The sequence below is a fragment of the Pseudohongiella sp. SYSU M77423 genome (assembly GCF_029911965.1).
Lineage (GTDB): Bacteria > Pseudomonadota > Gammaproteobacteria > Pseudomonadales > Pseudohongiellaceae > Pseudohongiella.
Window position 1 is genome coordinate 422,507 of the sequence record NZ_JARYTH010000003.1, and the last position, 24,954, is coordinate 447,460.

28 protein-coding genes and 1 other RNA gene are annotated in these 24,954 nt (G+C 55.0%); 15 read left to right on the forward strand and 14 right to left on the reverse strand.

Annotation, left to right across the window (positions count from 1 at the left end):
* Window positions 1-10: 10 nt before the first annotated feature.
* From QGM61_RS09515 to smpB, 4 genes are all read right to left on the reverse strand, one after another.
* Window positions 11-190, reverse strand: a complete 180-nt coding sequence (locus QGM61_RS09515) for a hypothetical protein (protein WP_281132807.1) — start codon at window positions 188-190, stop codon at window positions 11-13.
* Between the two features lie 173 nt (window positions 191-363).
* Window positions 364-725: a transfer-messenger RNA gene (gene ssrA / locus QGM61_RS09520) on the reverse strand.
* Between the two features lie 66 nt (window positions 726-791).
* Window positions 792-1,445, reverse strand: a complete 654-nt coding sequence (locus tag QGM61_RS09525; protein WP_237132006.1) for an HAD family hydrolase — start codon at window positions 1,443-1,445, stop codon at window positions 792-794.
* A 21-nt stretch (window positions 1,446-1,466) separates the two neighbouring features.
* The gene (gene smpB / locus QGM61_RS09530; protein ID WP_237132005.1) at window positions 1,467-1,949 is read right to left on the reverse strand and encodes an SsrA-binding protein SmpB; all 483 of its coding nucleotides are present in this window, start codon (window positions 1,947-1,949) and stop codon (window positions 1,467-1,469) included.
* A gap of 111 nt (window positions 1,950-2,060) precedes the next feature.
* On the opposite strand from smpB, the gene QGM61_RS09535 reads away from it, so the two are divergent.
* The 6 genes from QGM61_RS09535 to QGM61_RS09560 all read left to right on the forward strand — a co-directional run bounded on the left by QGM61_RS09535 (window position 2,061) and on the right by QGM61_RS09560 (window position 6,120).
* Window positions 2,061-3,491: a sodium-dependent transporter gene (locus tag QGM61_RS09535; RefSeq protein ID WP_281132808.1), complete on the forward strand. Its 1,431-nt coding sequence runs from the start codon at window positions 2,061-2,063 to the stop codon at window positions 3,489-3,491.
* A 14-nt stretch (window positions 3,492-3,505) separates the two neighbouring features.
* Entirely contained in the window at window positions 3,506-3,937 is a 432-nt protein-coding gene (locus tag QGM61_RS09540; RefSeq protein ID WP_281132809.1) for a type II toxin-antitoxin system RatA family toxin, read from the forward strand.
* A 2-nt stretch (window positions 3,938-3,939) separates the two neighbouring features.
* On the forward strand, window positions 3,940-4,269 hold the full coding sequence (locus tag QGM61_RS09545; protein WP_281132810.1) for an RnfH family protein: 330 nt from the start codon (window positions 3,940-3,942) through the stop codon (window positions 4,267-4,269).
* A complete protein-coding gene (locus tag QGM61_RS09550; protein WP_237132001.1) occupies window positions 4,266-4,538 on the forward strand; it encodes a cory-CC-star protein in 273 nt (90 codons plus the stop codon). Before QGM61_RS09545 ends, QGM61_RS09550 begins: the two co-directional genes overlap by 4 nt.
* Window positions 4,529-5,509 carry an ArsA family ATPase gene (locus tag QGM61_RS09555; protein WP_237132000.1) on the forward strand — a complete coding sequence of 327 codons (981 nt, stop codon included), beginning with the start codon at window positions 4,529-4,531 and terminating at the stop codon, window positions 5,507-5,509. Before QGM61_RS09550 ends, QGM61_RS09555 begins: the two co-directional genes overlap by 10 nt.
* Window positions 5,510-5,595: 86 nt before the next feature.
* Window positions 5,596-6,120: a hypothetical protein gene (locus tag QGM61_RS09560; RefSeq protein WP_281132811.1), complete on the forward strand. Its 525-nt coding sequence runs from the start codon at window positions 5,596-5,598 to the stop codon at window positions 6,118-6,120.
* Between the two features lie 24 nt (window positions 6,121-6,144).
* Here the strand turns inward: QGM61_RS09560 and QGM61_RS09565 are convergent, their stop codons facing one another.
* The gene (locus tag QGM61_RS09565; RefSeq protein ID WP_237131998.1) at window positions 6,145-6,624 is read right to left on the reverse strand and encodes a Fur family transcriptional regulator; all 480 of its coding nucleotides are present in this window, start codon (window positions 6,622-6,624) and stop codon (window positions 6,145-6,147) included.
* Window positions 6,625-6,671: 47 nt separating this feature from the next.
* Complete coding sequence (locus QGM61_RS15360) at window positions 6,672-7,076, reverse strand: outer membrane protein assembly factor BamE (RefSeq protein ID WP_411268238.1); 405 nt, start codon at window positions 7,074-7,076, stop codon at window positions 6,672-6,674.
* Between the two features lie 129 nt (window positions 7,077-7,205).
* On the opposite strand from QGM61_RS15360, the gene fur reads away from it, so the two are divergent.
* Complete coding sequence (gene fur / locus QGM61_RS09575) at window positions 7,206-7,628, forward strand: ferric iron uptake transcriptional regulator (protein ID WP_237131997.1); 423 nt, start codon at window positions 7,206-7,208, stop codon at window positions 7,626-7,628.
* A gap of 19 nt (window positions 7,629-7,647) precedes the next feature.
* Here fur and recN read toward each other — a convergent pair whose 3' ends face one another.
* A complete protein-coding gene (gene recN, locus QGM61_RS09580; protein WP_281132812.1) occupies window positions 7,648-9,339 on the reverse strand; it encodes a DNA repair protein RecN in 1,692 nt (563 codons plus the stop codon).
* A gap of 149 nt (window positions 9,340-9,488) precedes the next feature.
* Here recN and grpE point away from each other — a divergent pair, with 149 nt between their 5' ends.
* The 3 genes from grpE to dnaJ all read left to right on the forward strand — a co-directional run bounded on the left by grpE (window position 9,489) and on the right by dnaJ (window position 13,323).
* A complete protein-coding gene (gene grpE / locus QGM61_RS09585; protein ID WP_281132813.1) occupies window positions 9,489-10,160 on the forward strand; it encodes a nucleotide exchange factor GrpE in 672 nt (223 codons plus the stop codon).
* An 85-nt stretch (window positions 10,161-10,245) separates the two neighbouring features.
* Window positions 10,246-12,180, forward strand: a complete 1,935-nt coding sequence (gene dnaK / locus QGM61_RS09590; RefSeq protein ID WP_237131994.1) for a molecular chaperone DnaK — start codon at window positions 10,246-10,248, stop codon at window positions 12,178-12,180.
* Window positions 12,181-12,198: 18 nt separating this feature from the next.
* A complete protein-coding gene (gene dnaJ, locus QGM61_RS09595; RefSeq protein ID WP_237131993.1) occupies window positions 12,199-13,323 on the forward strand; it encodes a molecular chaperone DnaJ in 1,125 nt (374 codons plus the stop codon).
* Between the two features lie 96 nt (window positions 13,324-13,419).
* Here the strand turns inward: dnaJ and QGM61_RS09600 are convergent, their stop codons facing one another.
* The 5 genes from QGM61_RS09600 to hemJ form a co-directional block, all read right to left on the reverse strand.
* Window positions 13,420-14,415 carry an adenosine kinase gene (locus QGM61_RS09600; protein WP_281132814.1) on the reverse strand — a complete coding sequence of 332 codons (996 nt, stop codon included), beginning with the start codon at window positions 14,413-14,415 and terminating at the stop codon, window positions 13,420-13,422.
* Between the two features lie 30 nt (window positions 14,416-14,445).
* On the reverse strand, window positions 14,446-15,756 hold the full coding sequence (gene hemL, locus QGM61_RS09605) for a glutamate-1-semialdehyde 2,1-aminomutase (RefSeq protein WP_237131991.1): 1,311 nt from the start codon (window positions 15,754-15,756) through the stop codon (window positions 14,446-14,448).
* 32 nt (window positions 15,757-15,788) lie between these two features.
* The gene (gene thiE / locus QGM61_RS09610) at window positions 15,789-16,403 is read right to left on the reverse strand and encodes a thiamine phosphate synthase (protein ID WP_237133376.1); all 615 of its coding nucleotides are present in this window, start codon (window positions 16,401-16,403) and stop codon (window positions 15,789-15,791) included.
* A gap of 78 nt (window positions 16,404-16,481) precedes the next feature.
* Window positions 16,482-17,285 (reverse strand): hydroxymethylpyrimidine/phosphomethylpyrimidine kinase, encoded by an 804-nt coding sequence (locus QGM61_RS09615; protein ID WP_281132815.1) that lies wholly within the window; start codon window positions 17,283-17,285, stop codon window positions 16,482-16,484.
* On the reverse strand, window positions 17,282-17,704 hold the full coding sequence (gene hemJ / locus QGM61_RS09620) for a protoporphyrinogen oxidase HemJ (RefSeq protein WP_237131989.1): 423 nt from the start codon (window positions 17,702-17,704) through the stop codon (window positions 17,282-17,284). Before hemJ ends, QGM61_RS09615 begins: the two co-directional genes overlap by 4 nt.
* A 139-nt stretch (window positions 17,705-17,843) precedes the next feature.
* Here hemJ and argC point away from each other — a divergent pair, with 139 nt between their 5' ends.
* From argC to erpA, 4 genes are all read left to right on the forward strand, one after another.
* Window positions 17,844-18,881, forward strand: a complete 1,038-nt coding sequence (argC, locus tag QGM61_RS09625; RefSeq protein WP_281132816.1) for an N-acetyl-gamma-glutamyl-phosphate reductase — start codon at window positions 17,844-17,846, stop codon at window positions 18,879-18,881.
* 54 nt (window positions 18,882-18,935) lie between these two features.
* Entirely contained in the window at window positions 18,936-19,649 is a 714-nt protein-coding gene (locus QGM61_RS09630) for a DUF6776 family protein (RefSeq protein WP_237131987.1), read from the forward strand.
* Window positions 19,633-20,073, forward strand: a complete 441-nt coding sequence (locus QGM61_RS09635) for a polymer-forming cytoskeletal protein (protein WP_237131986.1) — start codon at window positions 19,633-19,635, stop codon at window positions 20,071-20,073. The genes QGM61_RS09630 and QGM61_RS09635 overlap by 17 nt, the downstream gene beginning before the upstream one ends.
* Before the next feature lie 88 nt (window positions 20,074-20,161).
* Window positions 20,162-20,515, forward strand: a complete 354-nt coding sequence (gene erpA, locus QGM61_RS09640) for an iron-sulfur cluster insertion protein ErpA (protein WP_237131985.1) — start codon at window positions 20,162-20,164, stop codon at window positions 20,513-20,515.
* Between the two features lie 6 nt (window positions 20,516-20,521).
* Here the strand turns inward: erpA and QGM61_RS09645 are convergent, their stop codons facing one another.
* Together QGM61_RS09645 and QGM61_RS09650 are read right to left on the reverse strand one after the other, a co-directional pair.
* Window positions 20,522-21,706 (reverse strand): anhydro-N-acetylmuramic acid kinase, encoded by a 1,185-nt coding sequence (locus QGM61_RS09645; protein WP_281132817.1) that lies wholly within the window; start codon window positions 21,704-21,706, stop codon window positions 20,522-20,524.
* Window positions 21,706-23,157: a peptidoglycan DD-metalloendopeptidase family protein gene (locus tag QGM61_RS09650; protein WP_237131983.1), complete on the reverse strand. Its 1,452-nt coding sequence runs from the start codon at window positions 23,155-23,157 to the stop codon at window positions 21,706-21,708. Before QGM61_RS09650 ends, QGM61_RS09645 begins: the two co-directional genes overlap by 1 nt.
* A gap of 146 nt (window positions 23,158-23,303) precedes the next feature.
* Between QGM61_RS09650 and tyrS the strand changes: the two genes are divergently transcribed.
* The gene (gene tyrS / locus QGM61_RS09655; protein ID WP_272907143.1) at window positions 23,304-24,587 is read left to right on the forward strand and encodes a tyrosine--tRNA ligase; all 1,284 of its coding nucleotides are present in this window, start codon (window positions 23,304-23,306) and stop codon (window positions 24,585-24,587) included.
* Window positions 24,588-24,954: the final 367 nt, after the last annotated feature.

Here is a 24,954-nt window from a genome sequence, read left to right on the forward strand (position 1 = left end):
TACGCTGTTGTCAGCCTATTGCGTCCAGCTCTGCCATTGCCTTGTTGACGCGGTCGGACGACTTTTTGATGCTCGCAAAAACAGTTGTAAGCTGATTGATCAGTTCCTGTTCCTGGTTGGAGTCTACACAGATAGTGTTTATTCGGTCCAGGATAACGCCGGTCAGCTTGTTGTTGCCAATATTTAACACAATAGTCTCCGCAACAGGTTCCTGTTGTAGTTATCCTTTGATATCGACCGCTGATTACAAAACTTTGGGGTGGCGGGAGTGGACTCGGGCGTATTGAGATCAACAGCGCGCATATCCCGGGTTGAAAAAGCAAAGGGGCGGTATCTCGCGATACCGCCCCTTTGCTTTTCAATTGGTGGAGCTGGCGGGAGTTGAACCCGCGTCCGTCAGTCCGCTGTCCTCGGATCTACATGCTTAGCGTCGTCTATTGAGTTAACCCGTACCGGCCCGACGGGCAGGGCGGTTTGGGCGAGCCTGGTGAGTTTTAGCTGCTTTGCGCCAGGCACACTCCACAGCGATCCTGTTCTATATGACGATTGCGATCACTGGTTTACAGGCATCCCGGTGGCAATCGCTCGCGGCTCTATTTAGGCTGCGAGAGCGTAGTTTTCGTCGTTGGCAACTATAGAAGTTGCATAGATTGATTTACGAGAGTCTATACCCTCTCGGCATGCACCTCGGATTTTGATACCGGCGTCGAATCCAAATCAGCCCCGAAATGACTTTCAGTGTATCACATAAGACAGGTCAGCCCGTTGATTTATTTCACCGTGGGTGGTTGTCAGCGCAGCAGGGCCTGAAGCTCTGCCATGTCGCCAGTGATCGCGATGGGCTTGTGCGCCGCCAGGGCTTCGGACTCATGAACGCCCCAGGTCACGCCGATGGCGGGCATACCAATTGCCTCTGCCATGGCCAGGTCGTAGACAGTATCTCCGATCATGACCGCCTCATCTGGCTCGATCTGGAAGTGTGCCAGTATTTCCAGCAGCATTGCGGGATCCGGTTTGGAGCGTGTTTCATCCGCACAGCGACTGAGGTGAAACCAGTGTGCCAGCCCGCTGGCCTGCAGAGCGAGATCGAGTCCGCGGCGGCTTTTACCGGTGGCGATGGCGCAGAGGCGGTTGCTGCTGTGCAGTGCTTCCAGAATGCCGGTAATCCCGGGAAATACGCGCTGATTTGCAGCAGAGGTTGCCATAAAATGCCGGCTATAGGCCTCACGCATGCTGCCCATCTGCTCAGCTGTTATGCCGGGATAAAGCTGTTTCAGTGCCTCTACAAGCCCCAGGCCGATGATGTTACGGTAAGCGGCCCGCTCCAGCGCTGGAAAGCCAATGGTAGTGGCGGCGTGATGCAGACAGTCAGTGATGTGTTCGACGGAGTCGACAACGGTGCCGTCCCAGTCAAATATCGCCACCTTGAAGGGCTGGGTTCTCATGGATTAATCAGTGTCCGGGCTTCAACGGTTCTGATGGCGAACGACACGCTGTTTCTGAATCGCCCATTCGCGATCCTTGATCGTGTCACGCTTATCGTGATCCTTCTTGCCTTTTGCCAGCGCTACCTGACACTTGACCAAGTGTCCCTTCCAGTAAAGCTTGGTGGCGATGCAGGTGTGGCCTTTCTGCTGCACGCTGGAGAACATCCGTGCCAGCTCCTTCTTGTGCAATAGCAGCTTGCGGGTGCGATCCGGATCGGCAACTACATGTGTGCTGGCGCTGTTCAGCGGGTTAATGCGACAGCCGATAATGGATGCCTCGCCATCTTTCAGAATGACATAGCTGTCCACCAGCTGCACTTTCCCCTCGCGCAGACTTTTTACTTCCCAGCCTTCCAGTGCCATACCGGCTTCAAAAGTGTCTTCCACAAAATAGTCGTGGAGCGCCTTTTTATTGCGGACAATGGTAGTATCGGGGACTTTGGATTTCTTTGCTTTGGCCATGGCGGCGGATTATACATTTATTTCCATGCCTTCGCTAAAATTGCCGGCCTATATTTGCGGTTGCTGGGCAGACTCCCTAAAATCCGCAGATCAACAACAAGAGGACACATCATGGCAATAGATCGGGGTCAGTTCAGTTCACGCCTGGGTTTCGTGCTGGCGGCAGCAGGTTCGGCAGTGGGTCTGGGCAATCTGGTTGCATTCCCGGTCATGGCATCGAAAAACGGCGGTGCTGTCTTCCTGATGGTCTATATTCTCTTCGTCGCCTTGATCTGTTTCCCGGTATTGCTGGCTGAAATCGCTATCGGGCGCCATACACGGCGAAACCCGGTTGGCGCATTTTCTGCCCTGACCAACAATAGCACTGGCTGGCGTTGGGCGGGAAAACTGGCCATAGTCACTCCATTCATGATCGCCGTTTTCTACACGGTCGTGACAGTATGGATTCTCATATTTCTGTTTCGTGCGCTGACCGGTGGTCTGTCGGAGCTCGCTACCGATGCCGCATTTGGAGAAATGATTGGGTCCCCAGGCATTTTCCCCTGGTTTGTACTGCTTCAGATACTCGTGTTCGGAGTGCTGCTCGGCGGTGTCAAAGGAGGCATCGAGAGGCTCGCACGTGTGCTGATGCCTACTCTGGCCTTAATGCTGGTGGGACTTATACTTTTTGTCATGACACTCGATGATGCAATGCTCGGGGTACAGTACTACCTGGTGCCTGACTTCAGTCGCCTGAATGGTCAGGTGATCAATGCCGCTTTGAATCAGGCATTCTTCTCGCTGTCTCTGGGCATGGGTATCATGATTACTTACGGCTCCTATTTCAGCCGGGAGGATAATATCCCCAATTCAGGCAAGATGGTTGCCATCGCTGACACCTCGGTTGCCTTTATGGCAGGCCTGCTGATATTGCCAGCTATCTTTGCTTTCAATCCCGCCACTGATCCGGATGATCTGTCTACCAGCAGCGTGGGATTGATCTTTACCTATCTGCCGCAGATATTCCTGTCCATGCAGGATGCGGTCGGTTACTTTGGCGCCAGCATGGTGGCCACGGTGTTTTTTGCACTTGTGTTTTTTGCTGCCGTAACTTCTCTGGTGTCGATCCTGGAGATCCCGATTGCTTACATGATTGACGAGTTGAATTTCTCACGTCGCAAGGCCGTGCTAGTGCAGGCAACACTGGTGACTCTGTGTGCCGTGCTGGCGGCGCTGTCATTCGGCATGTCACCGATGCTGACGGATTTTATCCCCTATGGCGGTGGTCCCAAGTCATTGTTCGATCTGATTGCGGATACCTTCTCTGAAGTGATTCTGCCGCTGGTTGGTTTCTTTGCCTGTATCATCTGTGCCTATCGCTGGCGTGACGGTTTTGCCGCCGAGCTAAGCTCTGGCGATGCGGGTTTCAGCAGTTCGGGGCTGGCCCGCTATCTGACATTCTCTTTGCGCACCTTTGTGCCTGTCGTGCTGTTGTTTGTATTCATCAATTCAGTGGCGGCGAAGTATTTCGCTATTGATCTGATTGCCTTTTTGGCGGGCTAGCCGGGAGCCGGAGGATGGTAAGCATAGAGCGCAGTGCGCTGGTCAATTATTCCGCCGCCCAGATGTATGCGCTGGTGAACGACATCGAACAGTATCCCAATTTCATGCAGGGCTGCATTGCGGCAGAGATTCTGGAGCGTGACGAAGATGTGGTGGTGGGTAAGCTGACGCTGGGCAAGGCTGGAATTCGCTACAGTTTCACTACTCGCAATACTCTCGTGTCCAATGAGTCAATGCATATGAAGCTGGTTGAGGGGCCGTTCCGAAGCTTTGATGCGACATGGCGCTTTACCTCGCTGTCCGATTCGGCCTGCAAAGTCAGTCTGGAAATGCATTTTGAGTGGTCGGGATCCTTGCTGGGTGCCGCTATGGAAAAGCTCTTCCAGCATTCGGCCAATTCGCAGGTCGACTCGGTCATCGCACGTGCACGGGTACTCTACGGGTAGTTATGCTTGAAGTAACAGTGATATACGCATTGCCGGATCAGCAGCATCAGGTGCCCCTTGAGGTACCTGATGGCACGACTGCATGGCAGGCAGTTGAGCTTTCCGGGCTGTTGCAGCAGTTTCCGGAAATCGACCCGGAGACAGTCAGAGTAGGGATTTATGCACGTCTGCTCGATGGCCGTGGCAACCCTACAGCAGAGCAGTACCAGCTCGCCAACCACGATCGCGTAGAGTTATACCGGCCATTGATCATTGATCCGAAAGAGGCCCGGCTTCTCAGGGCGAAACGCGCGAAGAAAGTCACCGCAAGAAGATCGACGGAGAAATCATGAGTAAGGAGTCGCCCGGCAGCTTTTTCAGGCAGCTGGAGAAAGGGCTGCGAGAGTTTTATGTGGCGCCCTATCGCCAGTCGTTTGCGCGTGCTCAAAGAGATGAAGACGATCTTTTTATGCTGATGGTGTTTGCAGAAACATTGGGCGTACCGAATCCGGCTGCCTACTACACGCTGGAACTGCTGCCAGTGGTCTACGACCGTTTCCATGAATGGCACCACCGCATGGGTCTTGAACACTCTCCATTGGATCACATCAAATGTTGCTGAAACTTGCCAGCTCACGGAAGATTCTTTTTTTTGGTGGTAAGGGTGGTGTCGGCAAGACCACTGTTTCCGCAGCGACTGCGTTGGCCGCAGCGGACCAGGGCAAGAATGTGCTGCTGGTCTCGACAGACCCCGCCCATAATCTGGGGCATCTGTTTGATCGACGTATCGGCCCCAAGCCGGTAAAGCTGGCTTCAGGGCTGGACGGTCTGGAGCTGGACCCGGAGAAGACTGTTGATCGCCACCTTGAGGAGGTAACTGCTGCGTTGCGACGTATGATGCCGGCTCATTTGAGTGGTGAAATTGACAAGCACATGGAGCTGTCCCGCGATGCCCCCGGGATGCAGGAGGCTGCCATGCTGGAGCGTATTGCAGAAGTGATTGAACAGGCATCGGACTATGATCTGGTGGTGTTTGACACGGCGCCTTCAGGTCATACTGCCCGCTTGATGGCATTGCCGGAAATGATGTCCGCGTGGACCGAAGGTTTGATCAAGAGACGAGACAAAGCAGACAGCTTTAGCGCCGTCCTCAAGAGTCTGGCCCGTGACTCCAGTGTCGGCGCAAATGCGCTGGGGGATGAACCCGCACAGCAGGACCAGGATCGCGAAAGCCGGATCCGGCGCCTGTTAAATCGTCGCAAGCAACGTTTTGCGGGCTTGCGTGATGCGCTCTCCGACGCCGGCAAGACAGGTTTTGTGATCGTTCTGGCGGCGGAACGCCTGCCCGTGCTGGAGACGATAGAGCTGCATGCGCAGCTCGTTCGCGCCGGCGTGGATGTTGCCGGCCTGGTGGTGAATAAACGGCTGCCAGATGGTCTGCAGGGTTTCCTGGCAGAGCGAAAGTCGCAGGAGGATATCCATCTTGCAACATTGAATGACAGTCTGGGGCAGGTGACACGACAGGACCTGCAACTGGCACCGGCTGACGTGCTTGGAGTTGACGCGCTGCGGGCTTTTGCGAGTCAGTTCTGAGGGCGGCTGGGGAATGGTTGTAATGCTTGCGTGTTACGCATAGCATTGGTTTGACTGATTGATCCTAAACTGACAGGAGTTGGCAAATGCGGCACGATAATAATGAAAAGCTTGCAGGTAAAACCTTGGCAGCGATTGCCCTGATGGCCACACTGAGCGCTTGTGGCGGCGGCGGTGATGGCGGTGGCAATACGGTGGTCAACCAGTTGCCGGTCGCTTTTGATGCAATCAAGGTTGCCTTGATCAATAAGGCCTCAGACCCTTACTGGTCCGCTACCTGGAACAATCCACAGACTGACCGCGACTTTCGAGAGCTGGAGCATCTCGCCTTTCAGGTTCAGCTTGGTGGTGAGTTGCTGCAAGTGCCAGGCACGGGGCAGGCCGATGCTGAGCTTGCGGCAGATCCTCGCTGGCTGGAGTTGGCGGAACAGCTGAGCCAGGACGGTGCCCGTGCGGTCAATGCGGTGCGTAGTCGCAATACAGATTTGATGCAGCGCGCAGGTGGGCAACTGATTGAGACCTGTGAAACCTGTCACCGGGAGTTTGCTCCGGAGCTGCCAACACTGGATCAGTTAAGCAATGCTACACCTGCGCCGGGTGTATCTCTTTAACTGGTTCTTCTGACCCCCAGCTCTTCAGTTGAGCTTGAGTGTAGCGCCAGCCCGCTGGCAGGCGCTACATATACCCCTGAATTCAAGTTGCTGGCGGGCCAGTGTGAATCCGGTGTCTTTGATATTGGCGCTGAGCTCGCTGAGAATTTCTTTGCGGATACCTACTTCCTCTACACCCTTGCAGCTGTCGCAGATCAGGAATTGCGGCACCTCGTGGTCGTGCTGGCAGCGGATATGTGAACATGGCAGGTACTGGTTGGTAGTCTCCAGGCGATGGACCAGCTCATTGTCCTTGAGGAAGTTAAGCATTCGATACACAGACATGACGGACAGCGTCTTTCCGTAGAGATCTCTATAGTTGTCGGCTATCTGGTAGGCGGACAGTGGCTCTGCCGATTCCAGAACAACCTGCAGGACACGACGGCGCTTCTCGGTTAGCCGCACACCCTGTTGTGTACAGATCTGCTGAGCATGTTCAAGCGTTTTGTCGATGTCGCTGATCATGAATTAAACCCTTCGCTTGAGTGGTTTCGAATAGCTGGTGGAAATGCTCAGGAAGCCTCCTGGGCTTCGCTGACACTGTGCCACGCAGCATCCGGGCCTGGCTCAAAGTCGCCTTCAAAGCGGACCAGTTCATCGTTTTCGAAGTACAGTGTCAGGCGTTCCTGGCCACGTTCGCCGCCGCCTGGCTGGTAGTTGTAGACGTAATCCCAGCGCTGCTGATTGTATGGGTCACGCACCAGCGGTGAACCCATGACAAAGATCACCTGCCGGGGCGTCATGCCAGGTTCAAGCTGGTCAACCATTTCCTGGGTAATGATATTGCCCTGTGCGATTGGAATCTTATAGACCCCCGGGAACTGTGGCACGGGCAGGGAAGAGCACGCGCCCAGGATGAGGCATGCCATGATGGCCATTGGCGCTAAGCGCCATTTTGGATGGCGGGATGTATTCATATGATCAACCATGGATAACGGGTCCAAACTTTTAACTCACCTGATTAGAGTGCATAATAGCGTATGCAGTTGCCTGCGGTAAAACAAGGCAGGATAACACCTTTAGCCAAAAACTGTGCGAGAATCAAAATGTCCTCAGAAAATCAGGAACTACGCAAAGCGGGCCTCAAAGTCACATTGCCGAGGGTAAAGATTCTGCAATTGCTGGAAAGTTCCGAAACCCGCCACATGAGTGCTGAAGATGTCTACAAGGCATTGATTGAAGCTGGTGAGGAAGTCGGCCTGGCTACGGTGTACCGCGTGCTGACCCAGTTCGAATCGGCTGGCCTGGTAATGCGACACCGCTTCGAGGGCGGACATTCTGTTTTCGAACTTCACACAGCCGAGCACCATGACCACCTGGTCTGCAACAAGTGTGGACGTGTGGAAGAGTTTTTTGATGAGGTCATTGAGGATCGGCAGGACAAGATTGCCGCCGAATTTGGCTTCGAAATAACCGATCACAGCCTCTACCTGTACGGCATATGCTCTGAGTGTCAGCGCTCTGCCTGAGATCTGCCTAACGATTCTTTCAACTGATACTGATAGCCGTCAGTTCCCGTGCATGGGCAAGCGACTCTTCGCTGGGTCGGCCTTTTGAGCCGCTGTCACCGCCCAGCATTCTGGCGATTTCTGTCAGTCTGTCCTCATCGCCCAGCAATGAGACACTTGATTGTGTCTGATTGCCCTGCGTCTGCTTGCTGACAAACAGGTGTTGATTGGCCTGGCTGGCAACCAGCGGCTGGTGCGTCACACATAGTACCTGGCTGCGCGCTCCGAGTTGCTTTAGAAGTCTGCCAACGGTTCGTGCGACTGAGCCACCAATGCCCACGTCGACCTCGTCGAATACCAGCGTTGGTGTGTCCGAAGTCATCGCCGTGATTACCTGAATGGCCAGGCTGATGCGGGACAATTCGCCTCCTGAGGCAATCTTGGCCAGAGGTTTGGCGGACTGCCCGGTGTTGGTGCTGATCAGAAACTCCGCCTGTTCCAGGCCGAAGGGCTGCGGGTGGGCGCTGTCCTGTGCGACCAGCTCAACTGAAAGCCGCGCGTCTGGCATGGCAAGTGCAGCGAGCTGCTTATTGACGGCCTCTGAGAGAAGGTCGGCTGCCTTTGAGCGCGCGGAGCTAATCTGGCTGGCCTGATCCTGCCACTCGCGCTGCAAGCGGTCGGCTGCTTCCTGTAAGTGAGTGATTGCTTCGGCGCTGCTCGCCTGAGATTGAAGTTGTTGCTGCAGCTGTGCCCGCATCTCGACCAGTGACTCGGGTCTGACTTTATGTTTGCGCGCCAGTTGATGAATCTGTCCAAGCCGTTCGTTTACTTCATTCAGTCGTTCCGGGTTGATCTCGATACTGTCCAGATGACGGTTGATCTCGCTGGCGGCCTCTTCAACCTGTATCAGGGCTGTGCTGAGCATGTCCTGAATATTCTGCAGTGCGCTGCTCTGCCCGCATTCGGCGGCCAGTGCCTGGCTGTGCTGAAGCATCTGCACAATATTGGCTTCGTCATCCTCTCGACATAGCTGAAGCAGCGCCTGCAGTTTGGCCAGGCGCGATTCGGCGTGAGTTAACTCATCAAGTTCGTGGTCGAGGCTGTCCAGCTCGTCGTCCTGCAGGTTCAGCTGGTCCAGCTCTTCCAGCTGGTATCGGGCAAGTTCAAGTTGAGCAGACTGTTCATTACTGTCATTCAGCAGGCTCTCCAGCTCTTTATGCGTCTGGCGCCATTGCTCTGCCAGTTCGCGCAGCCTGGTCGTTGCTGGCGCATGGCCAGCGTAATCATCCAGCAGCTGCTGATGGGTAGCCTTCTTGAGCAGAGAGTGATGCTCATGCTGGCTGTGTATGTCCATCAGCAGAGCGCCGAGCTCGGCTAGCGACTGCAGGGTTACTGGTGCCCCATTGATCCATGCTCTTGAGCGCCCATCGGCTGATACGCTGCGCCGGATAAGGCACTGGTCCGGATGGTCCGAATCCAGAGCGTTGTCCGCCAGCCATTGGCGCGCTGCCGTCAGTCGGGAGACATCAAACTCGGCTGTGATATCGGCACGGTCGCAGCCGCTGCGAACTGCGTCGCGGTCGGCACGATCGCCGAGGATCAGACTCATGGCCCCCAGGATGATTGACTTGCCGGCGCCGGTTTCGCCGGTAATGGCGGTCATGCCCGCCGACAGTTCAATATCCAGGCTCTCGGCGATGGCGTAGTTGCGTATGGACAGAAGTATCAGCATTTAATTTGATTATAGTGCCTGGTTTGAAAAATCGCTGTGTTGATGCCTTGAATCATATCACGACGCCCCCATATTGAGCAGATAGCCCGCGTGGCAGAAATTCGATGAGCTACAGAATCAAGATTGCAGAGGATTGAGGTTGCATAGATATGAGTGAGCAAACGCCTGAAACCAACAAGCAGGATACAAAGGAAGAAAACTTGCAGCCGAATGACGAGGGCGTCGAGCAGGCTGCCGGCACTGAGTCTGATGGCGCACAAGAAGCCTCCGCAGACAAGCAGGATGCGGCCGGTAATGACGGGCTGACCCTGCAGCAGGCACTGGACCGCCTGGCAGAGGCGGAGGAGACAATGGCGGCTCATCAAAGCGAAGTTCTGCGCCTGCATGCTGACATGCAAAATATTCGGCGCCGGGCCGAACAGGATGTAGAGCGAGCGCACAAATATGGCCAGGAGAAGCTGGTCTCTGAACTGTTGCCTGTCATTGACAATCTGGAGCGTGCGCTGCAGGCGGCAGCGGACAAGGATGATGAGCTGGTAACGGCACTCAAGCAGGGTGTGGAGCTGACGCTGAAGAGCTTCACCAACTGTCTGCAGAAGTTCAATGTATCGGCGCTGGATCCGGTGGGTGAGCCCTTCAACCCTGAATTCCATCAGGCCATGGGCATGATGGAGAGCGATACGGCAGAGCCCGATTCCGTGGTAGCGGTTATGCAGAAAGGTTACACACTCAATGGTCGCGTGCTGCGCCCTGCCATGGTCATGGTCGCCAAGGCGCCATCAGGCGCTGGCGGTCACGATGGCGTCAGCGTCAAAGCCTGAACGGGCTTAAATAAATTTGCTGCAGCCCTTGAAATCAGCGGCTGTGAACCAATATAGAAATCAAAGGTTTTCTGGAGAGGATATTATGGGCAAGATAATCGGTATTGACCTCGGTACAACCAACTCCTGTGTCTCCATTATGGAAGGCGGCAAGGCCAAGGTCATTGAGAATGCGGAAGGGGATCGTACAACGCCGTCCGTCATCGCCTACACTAAAGATGGCGAAACGCTGGTGGGTCAGCCCGCCAAGCGCCAGTCGGTCACCAACCCCAAAAATACGCTGTTTGCCATCAAGCGATTGATTGGCCGGCAGTTTAAAGACGAAGTTGTTCAGAAAGACATCAAGATGGTGCCTTACGAAATTACCAAGGCAGATAATGGTGATGCCTGGGTTCGTGTGAACGACAACAACATGTCACCGCCCCAGATTTCAGCCCAAGTGCTGAAAAAGATGAAAAAGACTGCTGAGGACTATCTGGGCGAGCCAGTCACTGAGGCGGTGGTGACGGTGCCTGCCTATTTTAACGATTCACAGCGCCAGGCAACCAAGGATGCTGGCAAAATCGCGGGCCTTGAGGTCAAGCGCATCATCAATGAGCCGACCGCAGCGGCGCTGGCTTATGGTATGGACAAGAAGTCCGGCGACAGCACCATTGCAGTATACGACCTGGGTGGTGGTACGTTTGATATATCCATCATCGAAATTGCCGAAACAGATGGTGAACATACCTTCGAGGTACTGTCGACCAATGGCGATACCTTCCTCGGTGGTGAGGACTTCGACCTGCGTCTGATCGACTACCTGGCGGATGAGTTCAAGAAAGAGTCCGGCATGGATCTGCGCAGCGATCCGCTGGCACTGCAGCGTCTGAAAGAAGCTGCTGAGAAAGCCAAGATCGAGCTGTCATCGTCACAGCAGACAGAGGTGAATCTGCCTTACATTACTGCTGATGCATCAGGTCCCAAGCACCTTGTGCAAAAGCTGACCCGTGCCAAGTTCGAATCACTGGTGGAAGCGCTGGTTGAGCGCACACTGGAGCCGGTTCGTACCGCACTGAAAGACGCTGGTCTGGATGTTGGCAAAATCAACGACGTCATTCTGGTGGGTGGTCAGACACGTATGCCTCTTGTGCAGAAAAAAGTCGCTGACTTTTTCGGCAAGGAAGCACGTCGTGACGTTAACCCGGATGAGGCGGTTGCGATGGGCGCCGCAATTCAGGCTGCCGTACTGTCAGGCGAAGTGAATGACGTACTGTTGCTGGACGTAACTCCGCTGTCTCTGGGTATCGAAACACTGGGCGGTGTAACCAGTGTGTTGATCGATAAGAACACAACGATCCCCACCAAGAAGACACAGGTCTTCTCGACGGCGGACGACAACCAGACTGCGGTGACCATTCACGTCGTGCAGGGTGAGCGCAAGCAGGCTAACCAGAACAAGTCTCTGGGCCGTTTCGACCTGAGCGATATCCCGCCGGCACCGCGTGGCATGCCACAGATTGAAGTAGCATTCGACCTCGATGCCAACGGTATTCTGAACGTATCTGCCAAAGACAAGGCGACGGGCAAAGAACAGTCGATTGTCATCAAGGCGTCCAGCGGTCTGACCGACGAAGAGATCGAGCGTATGGTCAAGGATGCCGAAGCTAACGCAGCGGAAGACAAGAAGTTTGAGCAACTGGTGACAGCCCGCAATACAGCCGATGGTCTGATCCATGCCACCCGCAAAACACTTGCTGATGCCGGTGACAAGGTGGACGCTGATGAAAAGGCCAAGATTGAGTCTGCCATCAACGATCTGGAAGAGGCCATGAAAGCTGGCGAGCTTGAGCAGATCGAGGAAAAGACCAAAGCCTTGACCGAAGCATCATCAGGCCTGGCTCAGAAGATGTATGCTGAGCAGCAGGGTGCCGCCGGAGCTGCAGATGCTGGTGCTGATGACGCTGGAGCCAACGACAAGTCCTCAGGTGCGGATGACGCAGTGGATGCGGAGTTCGAGGAAGTGAAGGACGATAAATAAGATACTGGCTGACGGACTATGTCGAAAAAAGATTATTACGAAGTACTGGGTGTAGCCCGCGATGCGTCGGAGGCCGATATCAAAAAGGCCTACCGGCGCGTTGCCATGAAGCATCACCCTGACAGGAATTCCGGCAACAAAGAGTCGGAAGAACTGTTCAAACAGGCCAACGAAGCATTTGAAGTGCTGTCCGACCCGGATAAACGTGCCCGCTACGACCAGTACGGGCACGCTGGTGTTAACCAGCAGGGTGGTGCTCATGGAGCCGGTGATTTCGGTGATATCTTCAGTGATATCTTTGGAGACATCTTTGGTGGAGGCGGCCGCGCTGGTGGCGGCCGCAGCGGTGTCCGCAAGGGCTCGGATCTGCGCTACAACCTGGAGCTGAATCTGGAAGACGCCGTCAAGGGAACAACGGTCAAGATTCGCATCCCAACCGCGGTCACCTGTGATAGCTGTGACGGCACAGGCGCCAAAAAAGGTTCGGCGCCCGTTGACTGTTCAACCTGTAACGGCCTGGGTCAGGTTCGAATGCAGCAGGGATTTTTCTCTGTGCAGCAGACCTGTCCACGCTGTCATGGCAGTGGCAAGCAGATCAAGGATCCCTGTAACTCCTGCCACGGCCGCGGTCAGGTTGAAGAGCAGAAGACTCTCTCGGTTAAAGTGCCTGCGGGCGTGGATGAGGGTGACCGAATCCGGCTCACCGGCGAAGGTCAGGCCGGTGTAAACGGAGGACCTCCCGGCGACCTGTACGTGCAGATTCACATGCGCCCTCACAAGATATTTGTGCGTGAAGGCCGAGACCTGCACTGCGAAATTCCGATCAGTTTCGTTGACGCGGCTCTGGGCGGGGAACTTGAAGTCCCGACTCTCGATGGCCGTGTCAAACTGAAAATTCCTGCCGAGACACAAACCGGGAAATTATTCCGTCTGCGTGGCAAGGGCGTCAGTTCTGTCAGAGGTGGTGGCCCGGGCGACCTGCTGTGTCGGGTTGTGGTGGAAACGCCAGTCAAACTGACGCGCCGCCAGAAAGAATTGCTGCAGGAGTTCCAGACCATCGGAGATACCGAAGGTCAGCAGTCTCCAAAGAAAACCAGTTGGTTTGATGGTGTGAAGAAGTTCGTCGACGATCTTCGTGCCTGAATCGTGACTGTGCTGCCCGGCCCGCTGGCTAAACGCCTGCAGGGCCGGGCAAGTTGCCATCCGGGCCTACACTCAGTGGCCCGCTGAAAACAAGTCCTAGTTCAACTTCTCCAGCAAGCGTAAGTGCTGCTCCGGATCCAGTCGTGGGCCGAACTCAGTGACCACCGTTGCTGATGCCAGACTGGCAAGTTCACCGGCTTTCTGGAATGACATGCCCTGTGTGATGCCATAAAGAAATGCACCGGAAAACATGTCTCCCGCCCCGTTTGTGTCCACCGCCTTGACGCTGTGTGGCGCAATATCAATGTAATTCTGACCATCGAATAATAACGCGCCTCTGGCACCACGTGTAATCACAAAGCTAGTGGCCACTGTGGCAATTTTTTTACAGGCTTTTTCGAAATCGTCTTCGTCGGCCCAGATCTTGGCCTCCTGCTCATTGCAGAACAGCAGGTCGACGCCATCACCAAGCACTTCATTAACCCCATCTTTAAAATACTCGACCATCGCAGGATCGGAGAAGGTCAATGCCGTCTTGACGCCATGCTGCTCTGCGCAGGCCTTCAGTTTTTTTGCAGCCGCGCGCGCCGAATCAGATGTAACCAGATAACCCTCGATATATACGAATTTGGCCTGAGCCACGATTTCTTCCTGAACGTCTGACGGGGAGACCTGCGATGAGATGCCCAGGTGTGTCAGCATGGTCCGTTCAGCATCAGGTGTCACCATGACCAGGCAGCGGCCAGTCATACCAGGTTCGCGCTGAGCGCCCAGATTGGTGCTGATGTTATGGTCGCCAAGGGCGCTTACGTAAAAGTCGCCTGTCTCATCATTGGCTACTTTGCAGGCATAGAATGTTTTACCACCAAACTGGCTTACGGCGTATAGCGTGTTGGCAGCGGAACCGCCACCGGCCTGCTTTTTCAACGGATAGCGCTGGCTCAGCAGGTCCAGAATGACCTGCTGGGGGTGCTCATCCATCAGTGTCATGAAGCCTTTCTCGATACCTGCTTCGACAAAAAAGTTGTCGTCTACTTCGAATTCTTTGTCGACCAGCGCATTGCCGATGCCGTACACGTCATATGTTGTCATTGATAGTTCCTGATTTTGGTTCCTGATGTGTCACAGAGCGGCAAAAGCTTTTTTGGCAGCTGCCAGAGTCAGTTCGATTTCTTTGTCGCCATGCGCAGCTGAAACAAAACCAGCTTCAAAAGCAGATGGCGCCAGGTAGATGTTATTTTCCAGCATCAAATGGAAGTAGCGCTTGAATTGCTCCACGTTGCAGGCCATGACCTGGTCGAAACGTGTTACCTGCTCTTCCTCCGAGAAGAAACATCCAAACATGCCTCCCACCTGATTGGTTGTGAAGGGTATGCCAGCGGCGTCTGCCAGTTCCTGGAGGCCGGCCAGCATCTGCGCGGTGCGTGCGGTCAGCTGGTCATGGAAACCGGGTCGCTGGATCTCTGTCAGCATGGCCAGGCCAGCCGCCACTGCGAGCGGGCTGCCCGCCAGTGTGCCGGCCTGGTAAACTCCACCGAGTGGAGCAATACAATTCATGATCTCGGCCTTGCCACCGAAAGCGCCCACCGGCAAGCCTCCGCCAATAACTTTGCCCAATGTAGTCAGGTCGGGTGTCACACCATAAACCGACTGGGCTCCACCCAGTGCGGTTCTGAATCCAGTCATGACTTCATCAAATATCAGCACTGCGCCATACTTGGTGCAAAGCTCGCGCATCGCCTCCAGGAATCCGGGCACTGGTGGTACCAGGTTCATGTTGCCGGCTACTGGCTCCACAATGACGCAGGCAATTTCCTCGCCCCGTTGATCGAATAACTCGCGCATCCCGTCGATATCATTGTAGGTCAGCACAAAGGTCTGATCTGTGTACGATGTCGGCACACCCAAAGAGTCAGGCTCGCCAAGTGTCAGTGCCCCTGAACCGGCTTTGACCAGCAATCCGTCAACATGGCCATGATAGCAGCCCTCAAACTTGACCACCTTGTCGCGGCGGGTGTAACCGCGTGCCAGGCGAATGGCGCTCATGGTTGCCTCTGTACCGGAGGTTACCAGGCGGACCTTTTCTATGGACGGAACCAGCTTGCAGATGGTTTTGGCGATCTCTACTTCCGCTGCTGTTGAGGCCCCATATCCGAGGCCCTTGTTCAGCTGCAGCTGCAGTGCCTGAATGACGGACGGATGGCAATGGCCGAGAATCATGGGGCCCCAGGCGCCAACAAAGTCTACGTAACGGTTTTCGTCTTCGTCTATCAGGTAAGCACCCTGTCCGCCACTGAAAAAGAGTGGCGTGCCGCCCACACCGCGGAATGCCCGGACCGGTGAATTAACGCCACCGGGGATATACTGTTGAGCTTCTTCGAACAGGGCCGCAGAGCGTTTGGGGTCGTGGTGGGGTACGTGTGATTCAGTCATATCGGGTTTAATCCTTCTGTCTGGATGTTCTGTCAGGCAAATAATTGGGCCAGGGCTTCGGCTCGTTTTTTTACATCTGGCTTGGCGAACAGGTAATGAATGACTGCCAGCATGTCGGCACCAAGATCCAGCAAAGCGCCGCCATTATCAGCAGTGACACCGCCAATCGCGACTATTGGCAAAGTCGTCAACTGTCTTACGCGTCGCAAGTCATTCAGGTTTGCAGCTGGTGCATCAGGTTTGGTCTCTGACGGGAAAAACCGGCCAAGAGCAATATAACTTGCACCTTCCTGTTCTGCTTTGACTACAAGCTCGTCCCGATTGTGGCAGGTGATGCCGATAATGGCATCCGGGCCGAGTGTGCGTCTGGCCTGCACAAGGCTGGTGTCACTCTGGCCAAGATGCACACCGGCTGCGCCGGCCGCCAGGCACAATTCAATGTCATCGTTGATCAGCAGCATTGCGCCGAATTTGCTGCAGAGGGCCTGCAGGCTCGTCGCTTCGCCAAGTCGCACTGACCAGTCTGCACTCTTGTTACGGTACTGGACCAGGCTCACACCACCTGCCAGGGCCTCTTCGACTGCAGGAAGCAATCGCTTCTCGCCGAGCAGCTTTGCGTCAGTGATTGCATATACGCCGCGAAGCATTTGCGCCTGCTGGTCGGTCAAAAGTTTAATCCTGGGTTGTCTGCACCGCCCGCCATTCTAGCAAAGCAGGCGGCCGTATCATATCTCAAGCGGATACCGGCGATTGGGAATGAGCTGTCCGGCACCAGGCTGCCAGCCGTACTTGATGGCTTGCCAGGTGAAGTCCTGCGCCAGGCTGGCGGCGTCTGTGACGATATGGCCCTGAGCAAGATACGACGCCAACGCTGCGGCCAGTGTGCATCCGGAACCGTGATACTCCCCGGGCTGGCGTGCCCATTGCCACTGAGAGGGTTCGTCGCCCTTTTGGCTAGAGTAGAGGCGGTTGGTGATCAGCTCGCCGGGTTCGTGACCGCCCGTCACAAGTACATGTTTCGCACCGGCCTGCAGCAATCTTTCGGCCGCCTCTGACTGAGAATCAGATCCCTTGGCGAGCCGGAAAAGTTCATGGGTATTGGGAGTCATGATGGTGGCGTGAGGAGCGATCTGTTCGAGATAGAGGTCGATAATATCGACGGCGCCAAAATCATAGCCGCCTCCCGCGATCAATACCGGGTCCGCAACCACTGGGACGTCGCGCAACTGCTTGAGAATGTCCGCCACCACACGGACATTGTCGGGACCATCAAGCAGGCCGATCTTGACTGCCGAAATGCTGAGGTCGGACAGGAGTGATTCGACCTGGTGACGCAATATTTCGCCGTTAACGGGCTGTGTGGCCTGCACGTTCTGGGTGTTCTGAACCGTCAGTGATGTAATGACCGGCAGGCAGTGTGAGCCGGTCATCAGCATTGCCTCCATGTCCGCCTGAATGCCGGCACCACCACTGGGATCCAGTCCGCTCAGACACAGCACCATGGGTTTTGTATGCGCTGACCTGCTCAAAACGGTTTTACCACGGCCAGGATGACAATCGCGACCAGGGCGAACACTGGCACTTCATTGTAGATGCGAAAGAACTTGTGGCTATGAGTGTTGCGATCGTCGCGAAACCGTGCCCAGAACCAGCCGCAGCTGATGTGGTAAGCGATCAGCAGGGCAACGATGACGAGCTTCACGTGCAACCAGCCCTGGCGCAGATAAAAATCCGGTGCGCTATAGATCAGCCAGGCGCCGAAGAACACAGTGGCCACGGCAGATGGCGTCATGATGCCCCTGTACAGCTTGCGCTCCATGATAACAAAGCGCTCTTTGCTGATGGGGTCGTCGCTCATGGCGTGATAGACAAATAGCCGCGGCAGATAAAAAATACCTGCAAACCAGCAGATTACCGAGATCAAATGAAATGCTTCCAGCCAGGCCATGTCTGTCCTTCAAAAACTTGGATTGATGAATTCACGATTATGCAGATGGCAGCAGCCTGAGTACAGCCGCATCCGGCAAAAAGCTGCTCGCTGGTGTTAGAATACGGAACAAAGCCATTATTGGGATCAGGAGAAAGTTGTGATCAAAGTCGGAATTGTCGGTGCCACCGGATACACAGGCGTTGAATTGCTGCGCTTGCTGGCGCTTCGCGATGACGTGCGAATAGACGTTGTCACCTCGCGCGAGCTTGAGGGGACCTCTGTAGCAGACCTGTTCCCTAATTTGCGGGGGTATCTTGATATCCGCTTTACGGTTCCTGACGATGATGCGTTGGCTGCCTGCGATGTGGTGTTTTATGCCACACCCCATACCGTTGCGATGAAAAGTGCGGCAAGCCTCATGGCGCGCGGCGTGCGGATAATCGACCTGTCGGCCGATTTTCGCCTGAAAGATCGCGAGCTTTGGGAGAAGTGGTATAAAGAGGAGCATGAAAGCCCGGAGCTGATCGAAAAGGCTGTTTATGGCCTGCCCGAAGTCAATCGTGCCGCGATTCGCGATGCACAGCTGATTGCTGTTCCGGGTTGTTATCCGACAGCTGTGCAGTTGGGCCTCATTCCCTTGCTGGAAAAAGGCCTGGTAGATCCAGCGCATTTGATTGCCGATGCCAAGTCGGGTGTCAGCGGCGCTGGCCGCGGCGCCAAAGTGGGCAGTCTCCTGTGTGAGGCATCAGAGTCGATGAGCGCCTATGGCGTGGCGGGGCATCGTCATTTGCCCGAGATTTCTCAGGGTTTGCGAAATGCGGCAGGCACGGATGTTAATCTGACCTTTATTCCACATCTGACACCAATGATTCGCGGCATTCATGCGACTCTTTATGCCAGGCCGACCTCTGATGTGACAGCGCAGCAACTACAGAGTCTGTTTGAAGATCGCTACCGCGATGAACCGTTTGTAGATGTGATGCCAGCTGGTAGCCATCCAGCTACACGCAATGTCAAAGGCTCGAACCGTTGCCAGATAGCTGTTCACTATCTGGCTGACAGCGATACCATTGTGGTTCTATCGGTCATCGACAATCTGGTTAAAGGTGCCTCCGGGCAGGCGGTGCAGAATATGAACATCATGTTTGGTCTCAGTGAGCGCAGCGGTCTGGACACGCTGTCGCTGTTACTGTAAACGACACGCTGACTGGCGATGCCTGGGGCCGTCAAGGGTAGCAAGCAATATCGGATGCGGGTTGTCAGGTATCGGCCATGGCAGCCGTATATCCTCGGTCTGGCTGCTCTGGTTATTATTGCCCTGGCCGCTGCGGCTGGCTACTGGTATGGCAGCGACGATCGCCAGCAACTGGCGCAGCAGCTCGCCCAATTGCGCGCGATGGAGCCGGAGAATGCCACCCAGCTAACGAACCTGCAGGCACAGCTCGCCGTCAGTGAACGCAATCGCGAACTTGATCAGCAGGCACTGAGCCAGGCACAGACGACAATCGCGTCCCTGCGTGAAAGCAATATCGAGTTGCAGCGTGACAACGGGCTCTACCGACAGGTAATGAGCCTGGCAAGCAGTGCGACGCCCGCGCTGACTATTGTTCAGTTCAAGCTCTCGGATGTAGCGCAGGTAGAACGTGGCTACGCCTATCAATTACTGGTTGCAGTACATGGCAATCAGGATGCTGTGGTGGACGTAGAAGCCAACATAGTTATCAATGGTGAGCTGGCCGGTGAGCCGCAATCGTTTGATCTGGATACCATCGCAGTGCTGCCTCAGGAGCTGAAGGCAAGCTTTAACTATCTGTATCGCTTTTCCGGCAGCATTGTGTTGCCCGAGGGGTTTGTACCGACAGCGGCAGAAATAAGTGTTGCGGATGCGAGCGCGACACTGCCTGCTTCGTCTATCAATGCCGAATGGCAACAACAGGGGCCCGTTCATGTTCAAATCGAATGACAACAAGCTGGTATCCAAAAGTCGAACCGACGCACATACGCTGATTTCGGTAGATACCGAGGTGACCGGTAACCTTGCCTTCAAGGGGGAGTTGATTATCGAAGGGCTGGTGGTTGGGGACATCAAGGCTGCCGATGATAGCGCGGCCGTATTGCGAATAGCAGAGACAGGACGGGTCAATGGCAACATCAGCGTTCCCAACGCTGTGGTTAATGGCGAAATAGAAGGTGACGTCAAAGTTGCCTCCCACCTTGAACTTGCAGCAAAAGCCCGCATTACTGGCTCGGTGCAGTATCGATTGCTGGAAATGGTGGCGGGCGCCCAGGTGAACGGCAGTCTTGTCTGCGGTGATGAGGCTAAGTCTCAATTGAGAGCCCTGACGCACGATGATGGCGCCCATTCCAGTGTCGCCCAGGGCAGCTGAAGCTGCTGCACAATAGTTGACTAAAATACTCGGATATGTCCATAATTTCGTGAGAAATATTCTGCAGTTGTTTTGAGTAAGTTGAAATATGTCCACGGTACAGACACACGATCCGGTCATTATTGCGTTAACAGATAACGCGGCCGACAAAGTAAAAAGCCTGATCGAGGAAGAAGGCAAGCCATCCCTGAAGTTACGCGTATTCGTAACCGGCGGCGGTTGCTCAGGTTTTCAGTACGGTTTCAGCTTTGACGAGGAAGTTGGGGACGAAGATACCGTGGTGGATCACAAGGGGGCAACCCTGCTGGTTGATCCATTGAGTTATCAGTATCTGGTCGGCGCGCGCGTCGACTATGTCGAGAATCTTGAAGGCTCACGTTTTGTTGTCAACAATCCAATGGCAGCCACTACCTGTGGTTGTGGCTCGTCGTTCTCCATCTGAAACGACCTATCTCTCCGACTGATAAATACCACCCAGAATCACGGGGCTGCGTGATCCGGTCAGTTTGCTGCAGTCTAAGGCAATGCCGCCGATAGTATTGCTGGCCAGCCATGCAAAGGTCGCAGCCTCTACCCAGTCGGCCGGCATACCGAGATGATCGCTGGAGACTACCTGATAGGTCGGGAGTTCGGTCTGCAATTGCGACATCAGGCTGCGATTGTGGGCGCCTCCACCACACACTGCGATTATGCCTGCATCTGTTGATTGGTCTACGCAGCCCGCGACAGCTTCGGCGATACTGAGAGCTGTAAGCTGCAGTAGAGTGCGTTGTACATCCTCTGGTGCATAGCTGGCGACGCCCTCCAGCTGCAGAGCCTGTTGCATCGCACTCCCAAGCCAGCGAGCGTTGAACAATTCTCGACCGGTGCTTTTTGGGGCTGGTAGCGAGAAATAGGGTTCCGCCATCAAGACCGAAAGCAGTGCTGGCAGCACCTGACCACTGGCGGCCCATGCGCCATCAGCATCGTAGGGCTTGCCGCAATACTGCTCTATCCACAGATCCATCAGGACATTGCCGGGACCGGTATCAAACCCTGTTGGACAGGCAGCAGGATTCATATCCACAACTGTAATATTGGCCATGCCGCCAATATTCAGCACCAGGGTGTGCTGCCCTGGAGAATGAAAGAAGTGCTGATGAAACAGGGGAGCCAGCGGCGCACCCTGACCTCCCATCGCCATGTCGCGCTGGCGAAAATCGGCAACTGTTGTCACGCCAGTAAGTGCAGCGATGGTGTTCGGGTCCCCCAGCTGAAGACTGAAGGTGTGAGTGCCTTGCGGCTGGTGATAGATGGTCTGTCCATGACTGCCTATGGCGACTATCTGACCTGCGGTCAGTCCTTCCTGTCGCATCAGCGCATTGGCTGCCGCCGCAAAGGCCTTGCCGATTGCGACGTCGGTGTCGCCAAGATCCGATAGTGATACCTGTCCATCATGGCAGATGGCCAGAATCTTTGAGCGAAGCGCGGGCGAGTACTCGAGCGCCTGCGTGGCCAGCAGCTGGGTACCCTCAGGACCGGTTTCAATCAGAGCGCAGTCAATGCCGTCGACACTGGTGCCGGATATAAGCCCAATATAAAGCCCGGCCGGCCCGTGGCGGGCTGAACCCGAAGGATCCGCCCGGTTGCTCACTAGTGTTCCAGCGACGGCAGTGCTGGTCCGGCCAGTGTCAGCAGGCGACTGTCGGCACTGGATGGTGGGAAGCGCTCAATAATTGCTCGTGAACGTTCCAGGAATCTCGGCATTTCAGCAGGCTCCAGTGTAACGGCTTGGGGCAGCTGATCGACGATAGTGCGTGGGTCCTTGTGAACGCCGCTCACCAGGAATTCATAATGCAGGTGCGGGCCAGTGGCGCCGCCAGTGGCACCAACGTAACCAATTACCTGGCCTTGTCTGACCCGGCTGCCCTTGCGAATACCATCGGCATAGTCATTCAGGTGCGCGTACTTGGTCTCGTAGGAGCCGTGATGTTCAATAACGACCAGCTTGCCAAATGAGCCATTACGGGCTGCCCAGGTTACAGTGCCGTCCGCAGTTGCGCGTACTGGTGTTCCAGTCGGTGCTGCGTAGTCGGTGCCCTTATGCGCACGTATGGTGTTCAGAATTGGGTGGCGGCGGTTCGGGTTGAAATTGGAGCTGATTCTGAATACATCCAGCGGGTTCCTGAGGAAGGCCTTCTGCATGCTTTCGCCAGTTGGGCTAAAGAAGCCGCTTTCACCCTGGGTGTTTTCATATCGGACCGCGATATGCTCGCGACCGCGGTTGATGAATTGTGCACCTATTATTTCACCAGGGCCGACGTATTCGCCGTCGAGATACTTTTCCTGATAAATGATACTGAAGCGGTCGCCCTGTCGCGGATCGAGCAGGAAGTCGATTACGCCACCAAACACATCGGCCATGCCCATGATGACATTGGCGGGGATGTCGGCTCGTTGTGCGGCCAGGAACAGGCTGTCTGATATCTCGCCCTGTCTGACGACTTCCCGGATATCTGGAGTCCGCAAAACCGGCTCAACTTCATAACGTGCGTCGTAGCGCTTGTAGACAAAGCCTTCCAGTGGGGACGTCAGAACCTGCAGTTGTCGCAGTTCGCCGGGGCTGGGAATGTGAAAGCTCAGTTGATAGCCAGGCCGAAGACGGTTCAGCACAGTGGCTTCATCTGTGGTGTCGATCAGCCGGTGCAGCTCCTGAGCCGAGAGGCCCACTTCGTTGAAAATAGATGAAAGTGTGTCGCCGGGGGCGACCGTCAATTCCGTCCAGCCGTGATTTTTAGGCTGCATGGGGCCAATCATTGGTTGCGGCCCGACCTGATCTGCCAGCTGGCTCTGCATCGAAGCCAGTCTTGGCAATTGCTGGTCGGATGCCAGTCTGTCCCCGTGGGCGGACTCTTCCGGCATCATTGTTGTGACGGCAAACAGCACTGCGCTGAGTATGCTCGCGAGCACAATATGCTGTCGGGGAATCTGTTTCAGGCTGAGACGCTTGCCCTGCTGGGGCCCGGGTATGGCGCTGGCTTGGTATCGCTTCTGAAGCGTTGGCTTTTTGCGAGGTACGGTTGTTCTTTGGTGTATCGGTTCCATGGAATTCTTGTTGTCTCGATATTACTGGCTGGCGGACCAAATTATCCCCCAATTCTTAAGGCTTTCACGGGCAAGGTCAAGTCTTATTCCAACGTATGGTGTAGAATTGTCCGCCTTGTAGAAACTCGATGATTGGAATGACCGATATGTCTGTAAATAAAGTGGAAATTGTTGCCGATCTGGAGGCGCGTGGTTTGATCGCCCAGACTACTTCCGGAGATGAATTAAAAGCGCACCTGGCGGGTGGTAGCCGCACTCTGTATAGCGGCTTTGACCCGACGGCAGACAGTCTTCATATTGGCCATCTGGTTCCATTGCTGGTGCTGCGCCGCTTTCAGCTGGCCGGCCATAAACCCCTGGCTCTGGTCGGCGGTGCGACTGGCATGATTGGTGACCCCAGCTTTAAGGCGGCCGAGCGGCAGTTAAACTCTGTTGAAGTGATCAGCGGTTGGGTGTCCAGCCTTAAAGCGCAGCTGGAGCAGTTTCTCGACTTTGACTGCGGTGCTGCATCGGCAGTGGTGGTAAACAATCTGGATTGGACCAAGCAGCTCAGTGTGCTGGATTTTCTACGGGATGTTGGCAAGCATTTTTCGGTCAATGCAATGATTCAGAAAGAGTCGGTCAAGCAACGCATCGAAAGAGAGGGCTCAGGCATCTCCTTTACTGAGTTCAGTTACATGATTCTGCAGTCCTATGATTTTGCGCAGCTCTATCACCAGCACAACTGTACTTTACAGGTCGGTGGCAGTGATCAGTGGGGCAACATTACCGGCGGTATTGATCTGACCCGCCGGCTTTATCAGGGGCAGGTGTATGGCTTGACAGTGCCGCTGGTCACCAAGGCCGATGGACAGAAGTTCGGCAAGACTGAAACGGGCACTGTGTGGCTGAACGCGGAAAAGACATCTCCCTATGCTTTTTATCAGTTCTGGTTAAATGCCGCAGATGCGGACGTCTATAAATTTCTGCGCTACTTTACGTTTCTGACGCCGGCACAGATTGATGAAATCGAGGCCGCCGATGTGGGTGCCAGCGGTCGGCCGCAGGCGCAGGGCATTCTGGCGCGCGAGGTGACTGGACTGGTCCATGGGCAAGAAGGTGTAGAGGCGGCCGAGCGAATCAGTTCGGCTCTGTTCTCGGGCAGGCTGGATGATCTGCGGGAACAAGATTTCGAGCAGCTGCGTCTGGATGGCTTGCCAGCCACAGATATCGGTGGCGAAGCGCTCACGCTGGTTCAGGCCCTGGTGGACAGCGGGCTGGCGCAGTCCAATCGTGTCGCCAGGGAGTTCATTAATGCCGGTGCCGTGTCAGTGAATGGGGAAAAGATCTCCGACCTTGAGGCGAGCATAGGTCGCGAGCAGGCTCGCTTTGGTCGCTTCATTATCCTCAAGCGCGGCAAGAAGCAGTTTCATCTATTACGTATTTGCTAGTGTTGCGGCGCGATTTAAAGAAAATGACAGTGCTGTCATAAAAATCGCTTGCAGGCATCAAAAACTGTGGCATAATGCGCGCCCCTGACAGCTGAAGGGCAACTTCAGCAGGCAGGCCCGGTAAGGAATTTTGATCGACGGTTGATCAAAAAATTGTTCGAAAAAAGCCTTGCCAGACTGATTCAAACGCGTATAATACGCGGCCTCTTAGCCACGAAGGCTTCGAGGAAAGGTTCTTTAAAAGACAGAGATTAAGTAATAGAGGTGGGTGCTTGCCGAGGTGTTTTTGCGTCATTTCGTAAAGATATCAAAGGTAAGCAACTGCGTTAATTATTGAGTTAATTATTTAAGTCTTATAGACAGTAGT